We start from the raw sequence: 14,021 nt of genomic DNA on the forward strand, positions 1-14,021 counted from the left end.
GTTACTATATTGGGTCAGCCACGAGCATTGATGGGCGACCGAAAGGAAACTTGGGCGGATGACGCAATTCCGGCAGGATGAAACGCCACAACCGAAGCCGTTTTCGAGAACCCTGGCACTGAAGAGATGGCTGGCGCGCTCGGTGCTGGTCGCCGAACAGCTTCTGCCGCGCATCCTCCTGCCCGGTTCCATCGTTCTTCTGTTTCTCGCCTTCGCATGGCTCGGCTTCTTCCGCGTGGCGCCGTTCTGGCTGCATGCCGTGACGCTCTTCGTCTTCGCCATCGGCTTCCTCGCATCCCTGGTGCCGCTGGCGCGGATCCGCTTGCCCGGAAATGTCGATGCCGACCGCATGCTGGAAGAGCGCAACGCCCTGCCCCATCAGGCAATCCGCGTCCAGGACGACCGTCCGGCAACCGACAATCCCCTGGGCGAAGCGCTTTGGCGCGAGCACCAGGCCCGCATGGCACGGATGATCGGCGCGCTCGATACGGGGCTTCCGCGTCCTGATATCGCCCGCCACGACCCCTTTGCCCTGCGTGCCGTGCCGGTTCTTCTCGCCTGTATCGCCTTTGCCTACTCCTATTCCAACCGCGCCGGCCTGCTCAGCGACGCGCTGCGCCTGCCGCAGGCGTCGGTCGAAACGGCTGACATCCGCATCGATGCCTGGGTGACGCCGCCGGCCTATACCGGCCGCGCCCCGATCTTCCTCACCGGCAAGCCGGAGACGGCATCTGTGGCGGAGGTCGGCGGAGCCATCACCATCCCGCAATTCAGCGACCTCACCGTCCGGGTCACGGGGGCAGGACCGGACCAGGTCGTCCGCTTTGCCGAAAGTGGCGCGGCCAAGGCAATCGCCATTCCGGCAGCCGGCGAGAAGGCCGAGGAGACGAAGCCCAAGCCGAAGGTCGGCGAAGCCGGAACGAAGGTCGCCGAAATGGCTGCGCCGGAGCCTGTCCGCAACCCGAATGCCGTGCGCAACCATGTCTACAAGGTCGTCAAGGACGGCGAGCTTGTCGTCGGGGATCGGCGCTGGGCTTTCAAGATCATCCCGGACGGCGTGCCGCAGATCTCCTTCGACGGCATTCCGCGCGCCACCGTCAATGCAGCGCTGGAAATCACCTTCGCGGCGACAGATGACTACGGCATCGCCCAGGCCTGGGCCGAGATCAAGCCGCTCGACGAGGCCTCAGAGGGGGCCCGTCCGCTCTATCCGCTGCCCGAATACCGCCTCGACCTGCCGCGCCGCAACGCGCGTGAGGCCAAGGGCACGACCAGCCGAAACCTCAGCGAACACCCGCTTGCGGGCAAGCGCGTGCGGGTCACCCTCGTCGCCCGCGACGCCGCGGGCCAGGAGGGCCGCAGCCCGCCGCAGGACATGATCCTGCCTGCCCGCCAGTTCACCCAGCCGCTCGCTGGCGCCGTGGCGGAACAGCGCCAGGTCTTCGCGCTCGATGCCAACGACCTGCCACGCGCCATCGACCTCAACGACGCCGTGGCCTCCCTTGCCGAGGACTGGATCCCGAACCTCACGCATTTCCTGCTGTTGAAGTCGGCGCGGACACGCATGGCGCTTGCGTACAACGACGACATGCTGCGTGACGCCGCCGGATACCTCTGGGAGATTGCGCTCGGTATCGAAGACGGCGACCTGTCGCTTGCCGAACGGCGCCTGCGTGACGCGCAGCAGGCGCTCTCGGACGCCCTGGAGCGCAACGCCTCCGACCAGGAAATCGCCAAGCTGATGCAGGAGTTGCGCCAGGCCATGCAGGAATACATGCAGGCCCTCGCCCAGCAGGCGGCGAAAGACCCGCGCATGGCCGGAAAAATGAACCCGAACAACATCCTGCGCCAACAGGATCTCGAAAAGATGATGAACCAGATCGAGAACCTGGCGCGCTCCGGCGCACGCGATCAGGCACGCCAGATGCTGTCGGAACTGCAGCGCATGATGAACAACCTGCAGGCCGGCCGCGGCCAGCAGCAGATGGGCGAGCAGAACGACGCCATGCGCCAGCAGATGGACAAGCTCGGCAAACTGATGCAGCAGCAGCAGCAGCTTATGGATGAGACGTTCAAGCTCGACCAGGCGCAGCGCGACCGCATGCAACGCGGCGATCCCTTGCAGGGCGAGGACAACGAACTCTTCGGCCAGGAGATGCCGCAGGACCCGGGACAGCGCAGCGATCCGAACGGCCAGCCCAACCCGCTCGACGACATGACGGCCGAACAGTTGAAGGATGCACTGAAGCAGTTGAAGCAGCAGCAGGATGAGCTCGGCAAGCAGCTCGGCGAACTCAACAAGGGCCTTGAAAGCATGGGCATCAAGCCGGGCAAAGGCTTCGGCGAAGCCCAGCGGGAAATGGACGGCGCTTCCGGCGCGCTCGGCAAGGGCCAGGGCGAACAGGCGGTTGGCAACCAGGGGCGCGCGCTGCAGGCCCTACGCCAGGGCGCCCAGGACATGATGAACCAGATGCAGAGCCAGGGTCAGGGCCCCGGCATGGGCGTTCCGCAATTCGGCCAGAACGGACGCGATCCGCTCGGCCGACCCCAGAACAACCGGGGTCCGGAATTTGGCGACCACGTGAAGGTGCCCGAGGAATTCGACACGCAACGCGCCCGTCAGATCCTCGAAGAAATCCGCCGCCGGCTCGGGGATAACCTGTCGCCGGAAGTGGAACGCCAATATCTCGAGCGACTGCTCGACATGCAGTGAGGCCCGCAAGCGGGATAGAACTCAATCGCCGGATTGGGCTTCGTCAGGCGGCCAGTGCAAGCGCAACGGCCTTGCGGATATCGGGAAGGGAAAAGGGTTTGGAGATGACGTCGACGATCTTGTCGGCGAGATCGTCGGCCCGCTCGCGTTGCTCGGCATAGCCGGTCATCAGCAGGATCTTCATTGCCGGAAAGGCGGCCGACGCCTGGTGCGTCAGTTCGATGCCGTCCATGACGGGCATGCGGATATCGGAAAGCAGGAGATCGAAAGCCTCGGTCTGGAGGCAGGCAAGGCCGTCGGCACCGTCGCCCGCCTCGACCGTCTCATGGCCGTCGAGCTTCAATGCCCGCGCGACGAAGGAACGCAACGCATCCTCGTCCTCGGTAATCAGGATCTTCGCCATCATGGCCTCCGCGTTTCCGAGGCGCGGCTCTCACGCCGGCGCCCGCACCTGATCCAAAAGGTTACAGCGGGCGTCGGTCATCGACAGGACCTGACGGCGCTGCAGCACCGCGAATCCGATAGGGAATCACCACGCGGCGCATCCCCAACCAATCAGTTTTTCGTTTGTGTTCGGTAAACGCTGAGCGGCCGGATTTCAGGATAGGCGTGCCGTTTTGACACAGCCTACTCGGCGTCGCCGGTGACGACGCCGACAAAAGGCAGCTCGCGGAAGGCATAGGCGACATCCATGCCATAGCCGACAACGAAGTGATCGGGGCACTCGAAACCGACATAATCGGCTTCGAGCTCGACCTTGCGCTTGACCCGCTTGTCGAGCAGCACGGCGATCGTCACGTTGCGCGCGCCGCGCTCGTACATCAGCTCCTTGGCGAAACGCAGCGTCCGGCCGGATTCGAGAATGTCGTCGATCAAGAGCACGTCGCGCCCATGCACGTCGCTGTCGATATCCTTGGTGATCTTGACGCCCTGCGAAACCGTGCCGGTGCCGTAGCTCGACAGAGTGATGAACTCGACTTCCGGCGCAAGACCGGCCGAATGCATGGCGCGGATCAGATCGGCGGCGAAGATGAACGATCCCTTGAGCACCGCGATCACCAGCAGATCCTTGTGCGGACCGTTGACGATCATCCCGGCCAGCTCGCTGTTGCGCGCTGCAATCGTTTCGGCCGTGTAGAGAGGTTCGATATTCTTACCGCGAACAACGGGCATCAAGGCTTCTCCAGCGTTTCATCCGGAAGACCGAAGCCTTCCCATCCGCGCCGCTTAGCACAATCAGCGGGCTGAAACACCGTTTTCAGCGAAGGAAACGGTCACATCGGGCATTTTTCCACCTGCATAGGGCAGCCTCGTCATGAAATGGCGGCTCTCGCCGGCTGCGATCGCCGCACCTTCGGGCATCACCCGTGTCGTCGTAACCTGGCGGCCGTTGGCTGCCACCCCCACCACGACGAGCGGCAAGCGCTGTTCGGCATCCGAGCGGTTGTCGATGGAGCCGTAGACGGAAAGCACACGCATGCCGCCGGAATAATCCAGTGAGCTCGTCACCACTGATATCGTCAGCGGCTGGACATCGGCCTGCCCGTCACCCGCGAAACCGACGATCATCAGAAAGGATGCAACCGCGAAACCGGCGACCAAGCCGGCGAAGCGGCGCGTTGGCATGTCGCGAAGCCGCGCTTCGACGAGGCTCAGCAGTCGGCCGGCAGGCGACGTTTCGGCCGCCACAACCGTCAAGCTCGGCCGTTTCTGATTTCCGATCCTGGCCTTGTCATTGAACACCGGATAAGGCGCTCGGCGCGAGGAGGCAGCAATCACCTCGAACTCGGCATCGACATAGTCGACGCGTCGCGGCATTGCGGCTCCCTCACGTCCGCCCCGTTCGGGCGGCAGGAAGTCCGCCGGGGCGCCGGCGGTTTTGGTCCGGAAAGCATGCATGACCAGCTCCTCCTGTCCCACAGGGAGACGATATGGCCAATCGACCGACCACCTCGGCTGCGAAACCATCGGGCAATGCTGACCCTTGGCCTGCAAGAATCTAGGCATTGCATCAAATCTTTCCGACACGTAAACCGGAATGGTTAATGTTTCGGAAAGACGTCGCGAAAGCGGCGCCTTTTCATGAAAAATTAACCGCTGCTTAACCATGATTCCGCTGGCGGTTTTGCCTTTCGAGGCTGGTCGTCCTATGCGCGGAGGACCGGAACCGGCCATCGGTTGCCGGGCCGTGAGAGAGACTGGGCTGCCGCTTGATTCACTTTGAGAACGTCGGACTGCGTTATGGCATGGGACCGGAAATCCTCCGGGACCTGACCTTCGATATTCCGCGCCGGTCGTTCCAGTTCCTGACCGGCCCGTCGGGCGCCGGCAAGACCACCCTTTTGAAACTGCTCTTCCTCTCGCTGCAGCCGACGCGCGGCCTGATCCGGATGTTCGACCGCAACATCTCGTCGATCCCGCGCGAGGAATTCCCGATGCTGCGCCGGCGCGTCGGCATCGTGTTCCAGGATTTTCGCCTGCTCGATCACCTCACCACCTATGAGAATGTCGCTCTGCCGCTGCGCGTCCGCGGCAAGGAGGAATCGAGCTACCGCGCCGACGTGCTGGAACTCTTGAAATGGGTCGGTCTCGGCGAGCGCATCAATGTCCTGCCGCCGGTCCTTTCAGGCGGCGAGAAGCAGCGCGCGGCGATCGCCCGGGCGCTGATCGACCGGCCGGAGATCCTGCTTGCCGACGAGCCGACCGGCAACGTCGATCCGCCAATGGCCAGGCGCCTCCTCAATCTCTTCCTCGAACTGAACCGGCTCGGCACCGCGGTGGTGATCGCCACCCACGATCTGTCGCTGATGGATCAGGTGGAGGCGCGGCGCATGATCCTTTCGCAGGGGCGGCTCGACATCTATGAGTGACAGCCGCACGAAACGCCAGAGCAGCGCAGCCGAGCAGCCGCCGGAACAGCAGCCCCGCCGGACGGAAATGCGCGTGCGGCCGACCGGGCCGATCGTGCCCTCGACCAATGTCTCCGGCCATGCGCTGATGTGCGTCATCGCCATCATGTCGTTCCTCGCCTGCCTGACGCTCGGCGGCGTCAGCATGGTCCGGGCAACGGCCCAGAGCTGGCAGTCGCAGATTTCCCGCGAGATCACCATCCAGATCAAGCCGGACGACAGCCTGGACATGGAAAAGGCGCTTGCCGACGCCCGCGACCTGGCGCTGACCTTCAGCGGTACGACGGATGGCAAGATCGTCGATCGCGCCGCCACGGCCCGCCTCCTGGAGCCCTGGCTCGGCGAAGGCCTCGATCTCGACGAGCTGCCGGTGCCGCGGCTCATCATCATCACCATCGACGAAAACAATCCGCCCGATTTCGCCGCCATGCGCAAGGCGCTGACGGAGACGATTCCGCAGGCCTTCCTCGACGACCACCGCACCTGGGTCGACCGGCTCGTCGCCATGGCCAACACCACGGCGATGATCGGCACCGGCGTGCTGGCGCTCGTCTTCTCGGCCATGGTGCTGACCGTGATCTTCGCCACCCGCGGCGCACTGTCCGGCAACCGCCACATCGTAGAGGTGCTGCATTTCGTCGGTGCAGAGGCCGGTTTCGTCGCCTCCGAGTTCCAGAAGCATTTCTTGAGGATCAGTCTCAAGGGCGCCGGCACCGGCGGCCTCTTGGCCGCGCTGTCCTTCGCGCTTGCCGGCTTCTGGCAGTCGCAGACATTGGCGACACCGCAGACCGACCAGGCAACCGCACTCTTCGGCACATTCACCATCGGCTATGGCGGCTACCTCGGTATCGCCGCCATCATCGTCGTCATCGCCATCCTGACGACCGTGACCGCGCGCTTGACCGTCATGCGCACGATCTACGAGATCGATCTCATCCGTTCGGACCCCGGCCGCACGGACCTCTACCAGAGCTGATCCGCCTGATGTTTCGCTATGCCTCGATCTATTCCTTGCCGTAATCTGCGGCTATGTGAAAGAGAATCATGATGGCGCGAGAATTACGCGGAAACGGGATGACCGGAGGAGGCAAATGGCAGGGGAGAGCCGACGACCGCCGGCGGCCCCGCAGCCTCTTGCGCAAAATTCTCCGGCGAACCTTCTTCGTCCTGCTGCTGCCGCTCGCACTCCTGATTGCCGCCTTCCTGAATTTTGCCGACACCGTCGCATCGCTGCAGCCGCCCGTACATCCCAAGGCGGATGCGATCGTCGTCCTGACCGGTGGCTTCCAGCGCATCGATCAGGCGGTCGATCTCCTGAAGGGTGGCGCCGGCAGGCGCCTGCTGATCTCCGGTGTTCACCCGACGACCACCGGCAGCCAGATCCGGCGCAACACCCAGAGTTCCGCCGATCTTTTCAAATGCTGCGTCGATATCGGTCATGAGGCGATCGATACGATCGGCAACGCTACGGAGACGGCGCAGTGGATCCGTGATCGCGGCTATACGAGCGTGCTTGTCGTCACCAACAATTACCATATGCCGCGCAGCCTGCTGGAACTCCGGCGCACCCGCCCGGAGACGGAGTTCATCCCCTACCCGGTCATCAACTCGGATCTCAAGACGACGAACTGGCTGCGCAACCCGATGGTGTTGAAATCGATCCTCCTGGAATTCGGGAAATATACGATCGCATCGATTCGCGATTTCGCCGGCGCCCGGCCGACGAGCGGTCTGCGCACCGATCCCTCCCGTGCCACGCCGGCCGAAGAATAGAGGCCATCGGGGACGTCGCCGGCCTAAAGTGAGGAAGGACAGTTTTCCTTCGCCACGTATTCGTGTAGGCAGCGATCAATCGGCCCGACGCCGAGCCTTTGAGACCTCGCCTACGAGAGCGTGCCTGATGATCGTCTTGCGTTCGATCCTTTTCAACATGGTGTTCTACGCCAATCTGATCGTGCAGATGATCGTGCTGACGCCGATCTATTTCCTGCTGCCGCGCAAGAAGGCCTGGTTCGTTCCCAAGAACTGGGTGCGCAGCAATCACTGGCTGCTCGAGAAGATGGTCGGGACGACCTTCGAGATCGAAGGCCTGGAGAACATCCCTGATGTCCCCTACATCTTCGCCCCCAAGCACCAGTCCTTCTGGGACGCCTATGCGCTGCTTCCCTGGCTCGACGACCCCTTTTACATCCTGAAGCGCGAGCTCACCTGGATCCCGCTGTTCGGCTGGTACATCCTCAAGCAGCGCATGGTTCCGGTAAACCGGGCCGCCCGCGGCAGGGCCATGACCGGCGTCATGGATCGCACCAAGCAGGAAATGGCGACCGGCCGCGAACTCATCATCTACCCGGAAGGCACGCGCCGCCCGCCAGGCGCGCCGCCGCAGTACAAATACGGTATCGCCCGCCTCTACCGCGACCTGAACGTACCGGTCGTGCCGGTCGCCATGCATCCCGGCCTCTTCTGGCCGCGCCGCAAGTTCCTGCGCTTTCCCGGGCATTTCAAGGTCCGCATCCTGCCGCCGGTCGAGGCCGGCATGGATCCGGATGAATTCCTTGCCAAGCTGGTGGAAGTCACGGAGAAGGCGAGCGACGAACTGCTCGTCGAAACGGTGAAGAACAATCCGCATTTGCCGCTGCCGCCGACAGCCGAACAACGGCTGAAGGAACTGAAGGCGGCAGGCCGCGCCTGAGGCATCAGGCGCGAGCGCGCCGTGGCGTCTGCTGGAGCAATTCGACCACCTCTTCCAACCAGTGATCGCGGATGCCCATTTCTTTCAAATGGGCGAGCGTGTTGAACACATACTCGCTATTCGGACCGGATTTTCCCGTCGAAACGGCGACGATATCGGCCGCCTCCGAGGAGGTGAGCGTGCCCGCATATTGAACGTGGTCGCGGTCGATGACGTAGGCGAGCGCCGGCACGCGTCGCCCATCGGCGAGCAGGACCGGCATCGTGCGCTCCTTGTAGACATGCGTCACCAGTTCCCGCTCGCGCAGATAATCGACGACGTCAGCCTGCTGTCCGCGCCCGACGCGGAATGCCGTGCCGATGCAGGAACCGCCACGGTCCAGTCCGAGTACCAGTCCCGGCCGCTGTTCCGTGCCCCGATGAACCCAGGAATGCACGCAGAGCGAGCGGCGATAGCCGAAGGCGCGCGCCGTCAGCTTCTCCTCGAAGGCAAAACCCGGGTTCCACATCAGCGACCCGTAGCCAAAGACCCAAAATTCGTCCATATCCACTGTCATTCAACCCGCGCTGTCTGCTCTCGCCACCGAATCATGATCGGCCCGTCGGAATGGTCAGCCATGTCGGTTTCTACGGCACAGCATCTCGGCACGAAAGAGACAAGCTCGTCCTCGTGCACCCGAACGAAAGAATAGTTTTGCGGATCGACGGCGCCACCCGAAAGGCAGCCGCAATCCGGTTTAGAGTGGGGTGAGGAAAGGTGTTGCGGTTTTCCGCCCACATCCCGCTCTAACTTGTTAGAAGCGATCCGTTTGTGATCTTGGGTCGAGCCGACCCAAGATCATCATGGTCTAAAGTGAGGTATCCGCGCCCATGTCGGCAACCGCAGTTTCCAATCCCTCGCCGGTCAGCCGGAAGTTTCGCTGGCTGACGGCAGGCATCGTGCTTGTCGCCGGCATCTATTCGGCCGGCTGGTTCTTCGCCGCCGATCAGATCGAGAAGCGTCTCACGGCCCGTCTCGCCGATGGGCAGGCAGCCGGCCTCGGCGGCGAATGCACGAACATGGACGTGCGCGGCTTTCCGTTCCGCATCGGCCTCTTCTGCGACAAGGTCCATCTCGACGATACCCGCCACGGCACGTCGGCCTCCTTCGGAGCGCTGCGGACGGCCGCCCAGGTCTATCAGCCCGGCCATGCCGTGATCGAGCTTGACGGCCCGGCCGAAATCCGGGCCTCGCCCGGCCTCAACGTCTCCGCCGACTGGACCCTGCTGCATGCAAGCGTGCGCGCGACCTTGTCCGGCGTCGACCGCACCTCGCTCACCTACGACAATCTCACCGGCCGGGTGCGCCTGCCGCTCTCGGGCGATGGACTTGGCTTCGGCGCCAGCCACGGCGAACTGCACCTGCGCCAGAACGGCGCGGATCTCGATGCTGCCCTGAGCGTCGACAAGCTCGATCTTCGCCCTGAGGAAGGCCCAAGCTACGCGCCACCGGCCACCGTCGCCGCGGATCTTACTTTCACCGACAAGGCGGCATGGATGACGGCCACGCCGACGCCGGAAATGTTTCGCGGCAGCAAGGGTGAACTCAGGCAGCTCACCCTCGATCTCGGCTCCGGCATGAACGCCAAGCTTTCCGGTCCCTTCTCGGTCAACGACCAGGGACTGATCTCCGGCGAGTTCTCGCTGACGATGACGAACATCGAGGCCTGGCGGGCCAATCTGGTCAAGCTGATCCCGGACGACGCCAACCTCGTCGACAATACCGCCAACATGCTGAAGGCGCTCGCCAACGGCAAGGACGAAGCGACGGTGAAACTCAACGTGCGCGACGGCACCGCGTTTCTCGCCTTCATCCCGATCGGCGTCCTGCCGACGCTTTGAACTTGGCAGCAGCGTCATCATGCGTGATTTCGAACGACGCTCAACAACCTGCGCTTGATAAGCAGTCAGTGCGGACGAAATACGCCTGGCTTGATCCTGTCGACGAAGTAGAGAAAGTCGTTACCGAAATCCGTCGCGATTACTTGCTCACCATCGACGCGCGCAAGTTCCATTCGCAGGAGGAAGCTGGACCATTCTTCGAAATTGAAAACCTCATAGAGATTTTTGTCCGTCGGCTTAACGACAGTCTCAAAAAACTGCCTCGCGTCTTCAATGGTGATCTCTTTATCTGCTTTGAGGCGGCGTAGTCCCGCTATCTGGCTACCGAAGATGCTGGCGAAAACGAACTCGAAATGACGTGCGACCTGCGCTTCGGCAAGGCTCCGAACCAAGATAGGGATCTTCGAGGCCTCTTGAATAGTGATCAACTCTGTCTCAATTACCTCCATGCGAGCGGTGACCGTCGGCATGGGGTGTGTGGTCGGACTGAGTGCGTTCTGAGTAGTCTGCACTTGCTGGCTTACCTGAAGCACTACCCCTGAAGGTCCCGCAGATATCAGATCTTTGATGCGTTCGCGGATCTGATGTCGAAAGAGCCACGCTAAAAAGAATGCGGCCAGTGGCCAGGAAATACCTTTCAGAAGATCAAAGAACACCTTCGCCCATTCGAGCCACGCCACAGAATTCACTGCGGCCCCAAAAGCGCTCAGACCGCTGCACCAATTGGCCTCCATGTCGCCCCCTCAGTCTTGAAACTGGAACCTGAGACTGTCGGAAGTGGCGTTCCTGATCAAGGGATCATGCGGCGGCGCGGCCGCATCCCCAAATCGCAACTATTTCTGGTCCATGGCATGCCGGCCGAAGTCCGGCATCGCCGTATCCTGGCCCGCCTGGATGATCGAGCGGCGGATCGCGCGGGTGCGGGTGAAGAGATCGAAGAGCTTCTCACCGTCGCCCCAGCGGATCGCCCGCTGCAGGTAGGCGAGATCCTCCGAAAACCGCGCCAGCATCTCCAGGATTGCATCTTTGTTGTGCAGGCAGACGTCACGCCACATGGTGGGATCGGATGCCGCGAGACGGGTGAAATCGCGGAACCCCGAGGCGGAATACTTGATGACTTCGGATTCGGTTACCGTCTCCAGGTCATCGGCCGTACCGACGATGTTGTAGGCGATGATGTGCGGCAGGTGCGAAACGATCGCCAGCACCTTGTCGTGATGCTCGGCATCCATCTCCTCGACCATCGAGCCGAGCGTTTCCCAGAAACGCCGGAGCCGCGCGACTGCTTCCCCATCGGCGCCTTCCGGCGGCGTCAGGATGCACCAGCGGCCGCGGAAGAGGCCGACGAAGCCGGCGTCCGGGCCGGAATGCTCGGTACCGGCGATCGGGTGCCCCGGCACGAAATGAACGGTTTCCGGCAGATGCGGCGCCATCTGCGCGATCACCGAGCCCTTGGTCGAGCCGACATCGGTGACGATCGCGCCGGGTTTCAGATGCGCCGCGATCTCGGCGGCAACGGCACCAGACGCACCGACCGGGACCGAGACGATGACGAGGTCGGCATCGCGAACGGCGTCGGCCGCCGACAGCGTATAGCGATCGCCGAGCCCGAGCTCCTGCGTACGCTTCAGCGTCGCCTCGCTGCGCGTGGAAACGACGAGGGTGCCGGCGAGCTGCTTCTCGCGGATTTCACGCGCGATCGACGAACCGATGAGGCCAATCCCGATGAGGGCGATCGTTTCAAACTGCTGAGCCATTACTTCCGTCCCATGAATTCGGTCAGCGCCGCGATGACGCCTTCGTTGGCTTCTTGCGAGCCGATGGTCATGCGCAGCGCATTGGGGAAACCGTAGCTGCGGACCGCCCGCAGGATATAGCCGCGGCCGGTCAGGAAATCATCGGCTTCCTCGGCCCGCTTGCCGGCTTCTTCCGGAAAGTGGATCAGCACGAAATTCGTGACCGAAGGCGTGACGCGCAAGCCGATCGCCTCGAGCGCTTCGCTGACACGCGCCAGCCAGGTGAGATTATGATCGACCGCCGTTGCCACGAAAGCCTGATCACGGATAGCCGCAGCACCCGCCGCAATTGCCGGGGCACTGAGGTTGAAGGGCCCGCGAACGCGGTCGACCGCATCGATCACTTCCGGCGGCGCATACATCCAGCCGATGCGCAAGCCCGCGAGACCGTAGATCTTCGAGAAGGTGCGGGTCATCACCACATTGCGGCTGGCCGAGACGAGCTCCAGGCCGGCGGCATAGTCGTTGCGGCGCACATATTCGGCATAGGCCGCATCGAGCACCAGGAGCACGCCCTCGGGCAGGCCCGCGTGCAGCCGGCGGACTTCGTCGACGGGAATGTAGGTTCCGGTCGGGTTGGCGGGATTGGCGAGAAAGACGACCTTGGTCCGCTCCGTCACCGCCGAAAGGATCGCGTCGACGTCGACGCGCGCATCCCTCTCCTTGACGGTAACGGGCGTCGCCCCCGCCGCCAGGATCTGGATCTTGTAGACGAGGAAGCCATGCTCGGTGATGATGCCTTCGTCGCCGGGCCCGAGATAGGTGTGGCAGAGAAGCCCGAGCAGTTCGTCCGAACCGTTGCCGCACATGATGTTTGCCGGGTTGAGGCCGTGCACGGCGCCGATCGCCTCTCGCAGCGCCCGCGCCTGGCCGTCCGGATAACGTTCCAGGTTGAAGGCCGCCGCCTGGAAGGCTTCGATCGCCCTGGGGCTGGCGCCGAGCGGCGTCTCGTTCGACGAGAGCTTGTGCACCTTGGCGACACCCGGCGCATGCTCCTTGCCCGGCACATAGGCGGCAATATCCAGGATGCCGGAACGCGGCTCGGGGCTCTTCGAAGCAAGGCTCATTGGGTCAGCTTTCTATTGCCGTCAAAGTGCCGCAGCGACCGATGCGCGCCTTGGGAGGCGCGCGGCGCTGCAGGCAGGAAAAGAGGTCAAGGCATTAGCGGCGCAAGCGCCTTTTGTCGAGGGTCCGCCGCGGTTCCCGCGCAGGTTAGCGGGTGGGATGCGGCCGCTCGCGCGTGCTCGGTACGCCCTGCGGCGCCAGGACAGGTACGAAGACCCGGCGCGATGCGCGTGCGGCGACCGGTAACCCCTGGTAAAGCCGCTTCTGCGCCTCAACGACGATGACGCCGGAGAAGACCGGCCAGAGCGCGCGGCCGAGCCGCTCGAAACCCCGGCGCAGCCGCAGGATCGCCCTGAGCTTCGACGGCGGGAAGAACAACGCGTCCGCCGTGGCACCGGGCGTGAAGTTGGTCTCGCGCAGCAGCGCCGTCAACTGCCCGCGCGAATAGGGCCGGCCGGAGCCGAAGGGCGTATGCTCCATGCGCGCCCAGACGCCGCGCCGGTTGGGTACGACGATGACCAGTCGGCCGCCGGGCGCCAGTACCCGCCAGATCTCCTTCATCGTCTCTCGCGGGCTCTCGGCAAATTCCAGCGAATGCACCATTAGCACCCGGTCGATCGAGGCGTCGGGCAGCGGCAATTCCTCATCGAACACCAGCGCCGTCGAGGAGAGCTCGGCAACCGGCCAGTTCACCGCCCCCTGCCCCGCCGGCATGAAGGCAAAGGTGCGCTCGGTATCCTTGCGGAACCGTTCGAGATAGGGAACGGCATAGCCGAGGCCGACCAGCCGCTCGTCCGGCAGGCGCGCCCAGACGGACGAAAGCGCCATGGTGACGGACTGCTCCGCCATTCGGCCGAGCTCGGAGTGATAGAATTCGCGCAGGTCGACGATATCGGTGTGCATTCGCAACATGTTAGCTGCGAAGCGGTAGACTTCAAGGCAAGCCTCGCTACATTCGGCAGCATT

Annotated in this window: 14 protein-coding genes; 6 read left to right on the top strand and 8 right to left on the bottom strand. The window is 63.4% G+C overall.

Annotated elements, in window-relative coordinates:
• Positions 1 to 58 precede the first annotated feature (58 nt).
• Positions 59 to 2,713, top strand: a complete 2,655-nt coding sequence (locus AC1Z3V_RS13615; RefSeq protein WP_483499738.1) for a TIGR02302 family protein — start codon at positions 59 to 61, stop codon at positions 2,711 to 2,713.
• Between the two features lie 43 nt (positions 2,714 to 2,756).
• Here the strand turns inward: AC1Z3V_RS13615 and AC1Z3V_RS13620 are convergent, their stop codons facing one another.
• The 3 genes from AC1Z3V_RS13620 to AC1Z3V_RS13630 form a co-directional block, all read right to left on the bottom strand.
• Entirely contained in the window at positions 2,757 to 3,116 is a 360-nt protein-coding gene (locus tag AC1Z3V_RS13620; RefSeq protein WP_173520548.1) for a response regulator, read from the bottom strand.
• Between the two features lie 224 nt (positions 3,117 to 3,340).
• The gene (gene hpt, locus AC1Z3V_RS13625; protein ID WP_429819963.1) at positions 3,341 to 3,886 is read right to left on the bottom strand and encodes a hypoxanthine phosphoribosyltransferase; all 546 of its coding nucleotides are present in this window, start codon (positions 3,884 to 3,886) and stop codon (positions 3,341 to 3,343) included.
• Positions 3,887 to 3,949: 63 nt separating this feature from the next.
• Positions 3,950 to 4,888: a hypothetical protein gene (locus tag AC1Z3V_RS13630; protein ID WP_483499740.1), complete on the bottom strand. Its 939-nt coding sequence runs from the start codon at positions 4,886 to 4,888 to the stop codon at positions 3,950 to 3,952.
• A gap of 35 nt (positions 4,889 to 4,923) precedes the next feature.
• Between AC1Z3V_RS13630 and ftsE the strand changes: the two genes are divergently transcribed.
• The 4 genes from ftsE to AC1Z3V_RS13650 all read left to right on the top strand — a co-directional run bounded on the left by ftsE (position 4,924) and on the right by AC1Z3V_RS13650 (position 8,314).
• Positions 4,924 to 5,583: a cell division ATP-binding protein FtsE gene (gene ftsE, locus AC1Z3V_RS13635; protein WP_173520545.1), complete on the top strand. Its 660-nt coding sequence runs from the start codon at positions 4,924 to 4,926 to the stop codon at positions 5,581 to 5,583.
• Positions 5,584 to 5,650: 67 nt separating this feature from the next.
• Entirely contained in the window at positions 5,651 to 6,598 is a 948-nt protein-coding gene (locus tag AC1Z3V_RS13640; protein ID WP_429820072.1) for a cell division protein FtsX, read from the top strand.
• A gap of 98 nt (positions 6,599 to 6,696) precedes the next feature.
• Positions 6,697 to 7,395 carry a YdcF family protein gene (locus AC1Z3V_RS13645; RefSeq protein WP_429819967.1) on the top strand — a complete coding sequence of 233 codons (699 nt, stop codon included), beginning with the start codon at positions 6,697 to 6,699 and terminating at the stop codon, positions 7,393 to 7,395.
• A 127-nt stretch (positions 7,396 to 7,522) separates the two neighbouring features.
• Entirely contained in the window at positions 7,523 to 8,314 is a 792-nt protein-coding gene (locus AC1Z3V_RS13650; protein ID WP_429819969.1) for a lysophospholipid acyltransferase family protein, read from the top strand.
• A gap of 4 nt (positions 8,315 to 8,318) precedes the next feature.
• On the opposite strand, the gene AC1Z3V_RS13655 is transcribed toward AC1Z3V_RS13650, so the two are convergent.
• On the bottom strand, positions 8,319 to 8,870 hold the full coding sequence (locus AC1Z3V_RS13655) for a gamma-glutamylcyclotransferase (RefSeq protein ID WP_483499742.1): 552 nt from the start codon (positions 8,868 to 8,870) through the stop codon (positions 8,319 to 8,321).
• 313 nt (positions 8,871 to 9,183) lie between these two features.
• On the opposite strand from AC1Z3V_RS13655, the gene AC1Z3V_RS13660 reads away from it, so the two are divergent.
• Positions 9,184 to 10,194: a DUF2125 domain-containing protein gene (locus AC1Z3V_RS13660; protein WP_483499744.1), complete on the top strand. Its 1,011-nt coding sequence runs from the start codon at positions 9,184 to 9,186 to the stop codon at positions 10,192 to 10,194.
• Positions 10,195 to 10,259: 65 nt separating this feature from the next.
• On the opposite strand, the gene AC1Z3V_RS13665 is transcribed toward AC1Z3V_RS13660, so the two are convergent.
• From AC1Z3V_RS13665 to AC1Z3V_RS13680, 4 genes are all read right to left on the bottom strand, one after another.
• Complete coding sequence (locus tag AC1Z3V_RS13665; protein ID WP_483499746.1) at positions 10,260 to 10,928, bottom strand: hypothetical protein; 669 nt, start codon at positions 10,926 to 10,928, stop codon at positions 10,260 to 10,262.
• Between the two features lie 99 nt (positions 10,929 to 11,027).
• Complete coding sequence (locus AC1Z3V_RS13670) at positions 11,028 to 11,951, bottom strand: prephenate/arogenate dehydrogenase family protein (RefSeq protein WP_247960705.1); 924 nt, start codon at positions 11,949 to 11,951, stop codon at positions 11,028 to 11,030.
• The gene (gene hisC / locus AC1Z3V_RS13675; RefSeq protein ID WP_429819975.1) at positions 11,951 to 13,057 is read right to left on the bottom strand and encodes a histidinol-phosphate transaminase; all 1,107 of its coding nucleotides are present in this window, start codon (positions 13,055 to 13,057) and stop codon (positions 11,951 to 11,953) included. The genes AC1Z3V_RS13670 and hisC overlap by 1 nt, the downstream gene beginning before the upstream one ends.
• 145 nt (positions 13,058 to 13,202) lie before the next feature.
• A complete protein-coding gene (locus AC1Z3V_RS13680) occupies positions 13,203 to 13,967 on the bottom strand; it encodes a class I SAM-dependent methyltransferase (protein WP_429819977.1) in 765 nt (254 codons plus the stop codon).
• Between the last annotated feature and the right edge of the window lie 54 nt (positions 13,968 to 14,021).

It is taken from the genome of Ensifer sp. 38_S197 (assembly GCF_056924495.1).

Coding starts and splice junctions, on each gene's coding strand:
- AC1Z3V_RS13615 (WP_483499738.1), top strand. CDS start 59: ATGACGCAATTCCGGCAGGATGAAACGCCACAACCGAAGCCGTTTTCG.
- AC1Z3V_RS13650 (WP_429819969.1), top strand. CDS start 7,523: ATGATCGTCTTGCGTTCGATCCTTTTCAACATGGTGTTCTACGCCAAT.
- AC1Z3V_RS13665 (WP_483499746.1), bottom strand. CDS start 10,928: ATGGAGGCCAATTGGTGCAGCGGTCTGAGCGCTTTTGGGGCCGCAGTG.
- AC1Z3V_RS13655 (WP_483499742.1), bottom strand. CDS start 8,870: ATGACAGTGGATATGGACGAATTTTGGGTCTTTGGCTACGGGTCGCTG.
- AC1Z3V_RS13620 (WP_173520548.1), bottom strand. CDS start 3,116: ATGGCGAAGATCCTGATTACCGAGGACGAGGATGCGTTGCGTTCCTTC.
- AC1Z3V_RS13645 (WP_429819967.1), top strand. CDS start 6,697: ATGACCGGAGGAGGCAAATGGCAGGGGAGAGCCGACGACCGCCGGCGG.
- hpt (WP_429819963.1), bottom strand. CDS start 3,886: ATGCCCGTTGTTCGCGGTAAGAATATCGAACCTCTCTACACGGCCGAA.
- AC1Z3V_RS13670 (WP_247960705.1), bottom strand. CDS start 11,951: ATGGCTCAGCAGTTTGAAACGATCGCCCTCATCGGGATTGGCCTCATC.
- AC1Z3V_RS13660 (WP_483499744.1), top strand. CDS start 9,184: ATGTCGGCAACCGCAGTTTCCAATCCCTCGCCGGTCAGCCGGAAGTTT.
- AC1Z3V_RS13640 (WP_429820072.1), top strand. CDS start 5,651: ATGCGCGTGCGGCCGACCGGGCCGATCGTGCCCTCGACCAATGTCTCC.
- AC1Z3V_RS13680 (WP_429819977.1), bottom strand. CDS start 13,967: ATGTTGCGAATGCACACCGATATCGTCGACCTGCGCGAATTCTATCAC.
- AC1Z3V_RS13630 (WP_483499740.1), bottom strand. CDS start 4,888: ATGGCCGGTTCCGGTCCTCCGCGCATAGGACGACCAGCCTCGAAAGGC.
- hisC (WP_429819975.1), bottom strand. CDS start 13,057: ATGAGCCTTGCTTCGAAGAGCCCCGAGCCGCGTTCCGGCATCCTGGAT.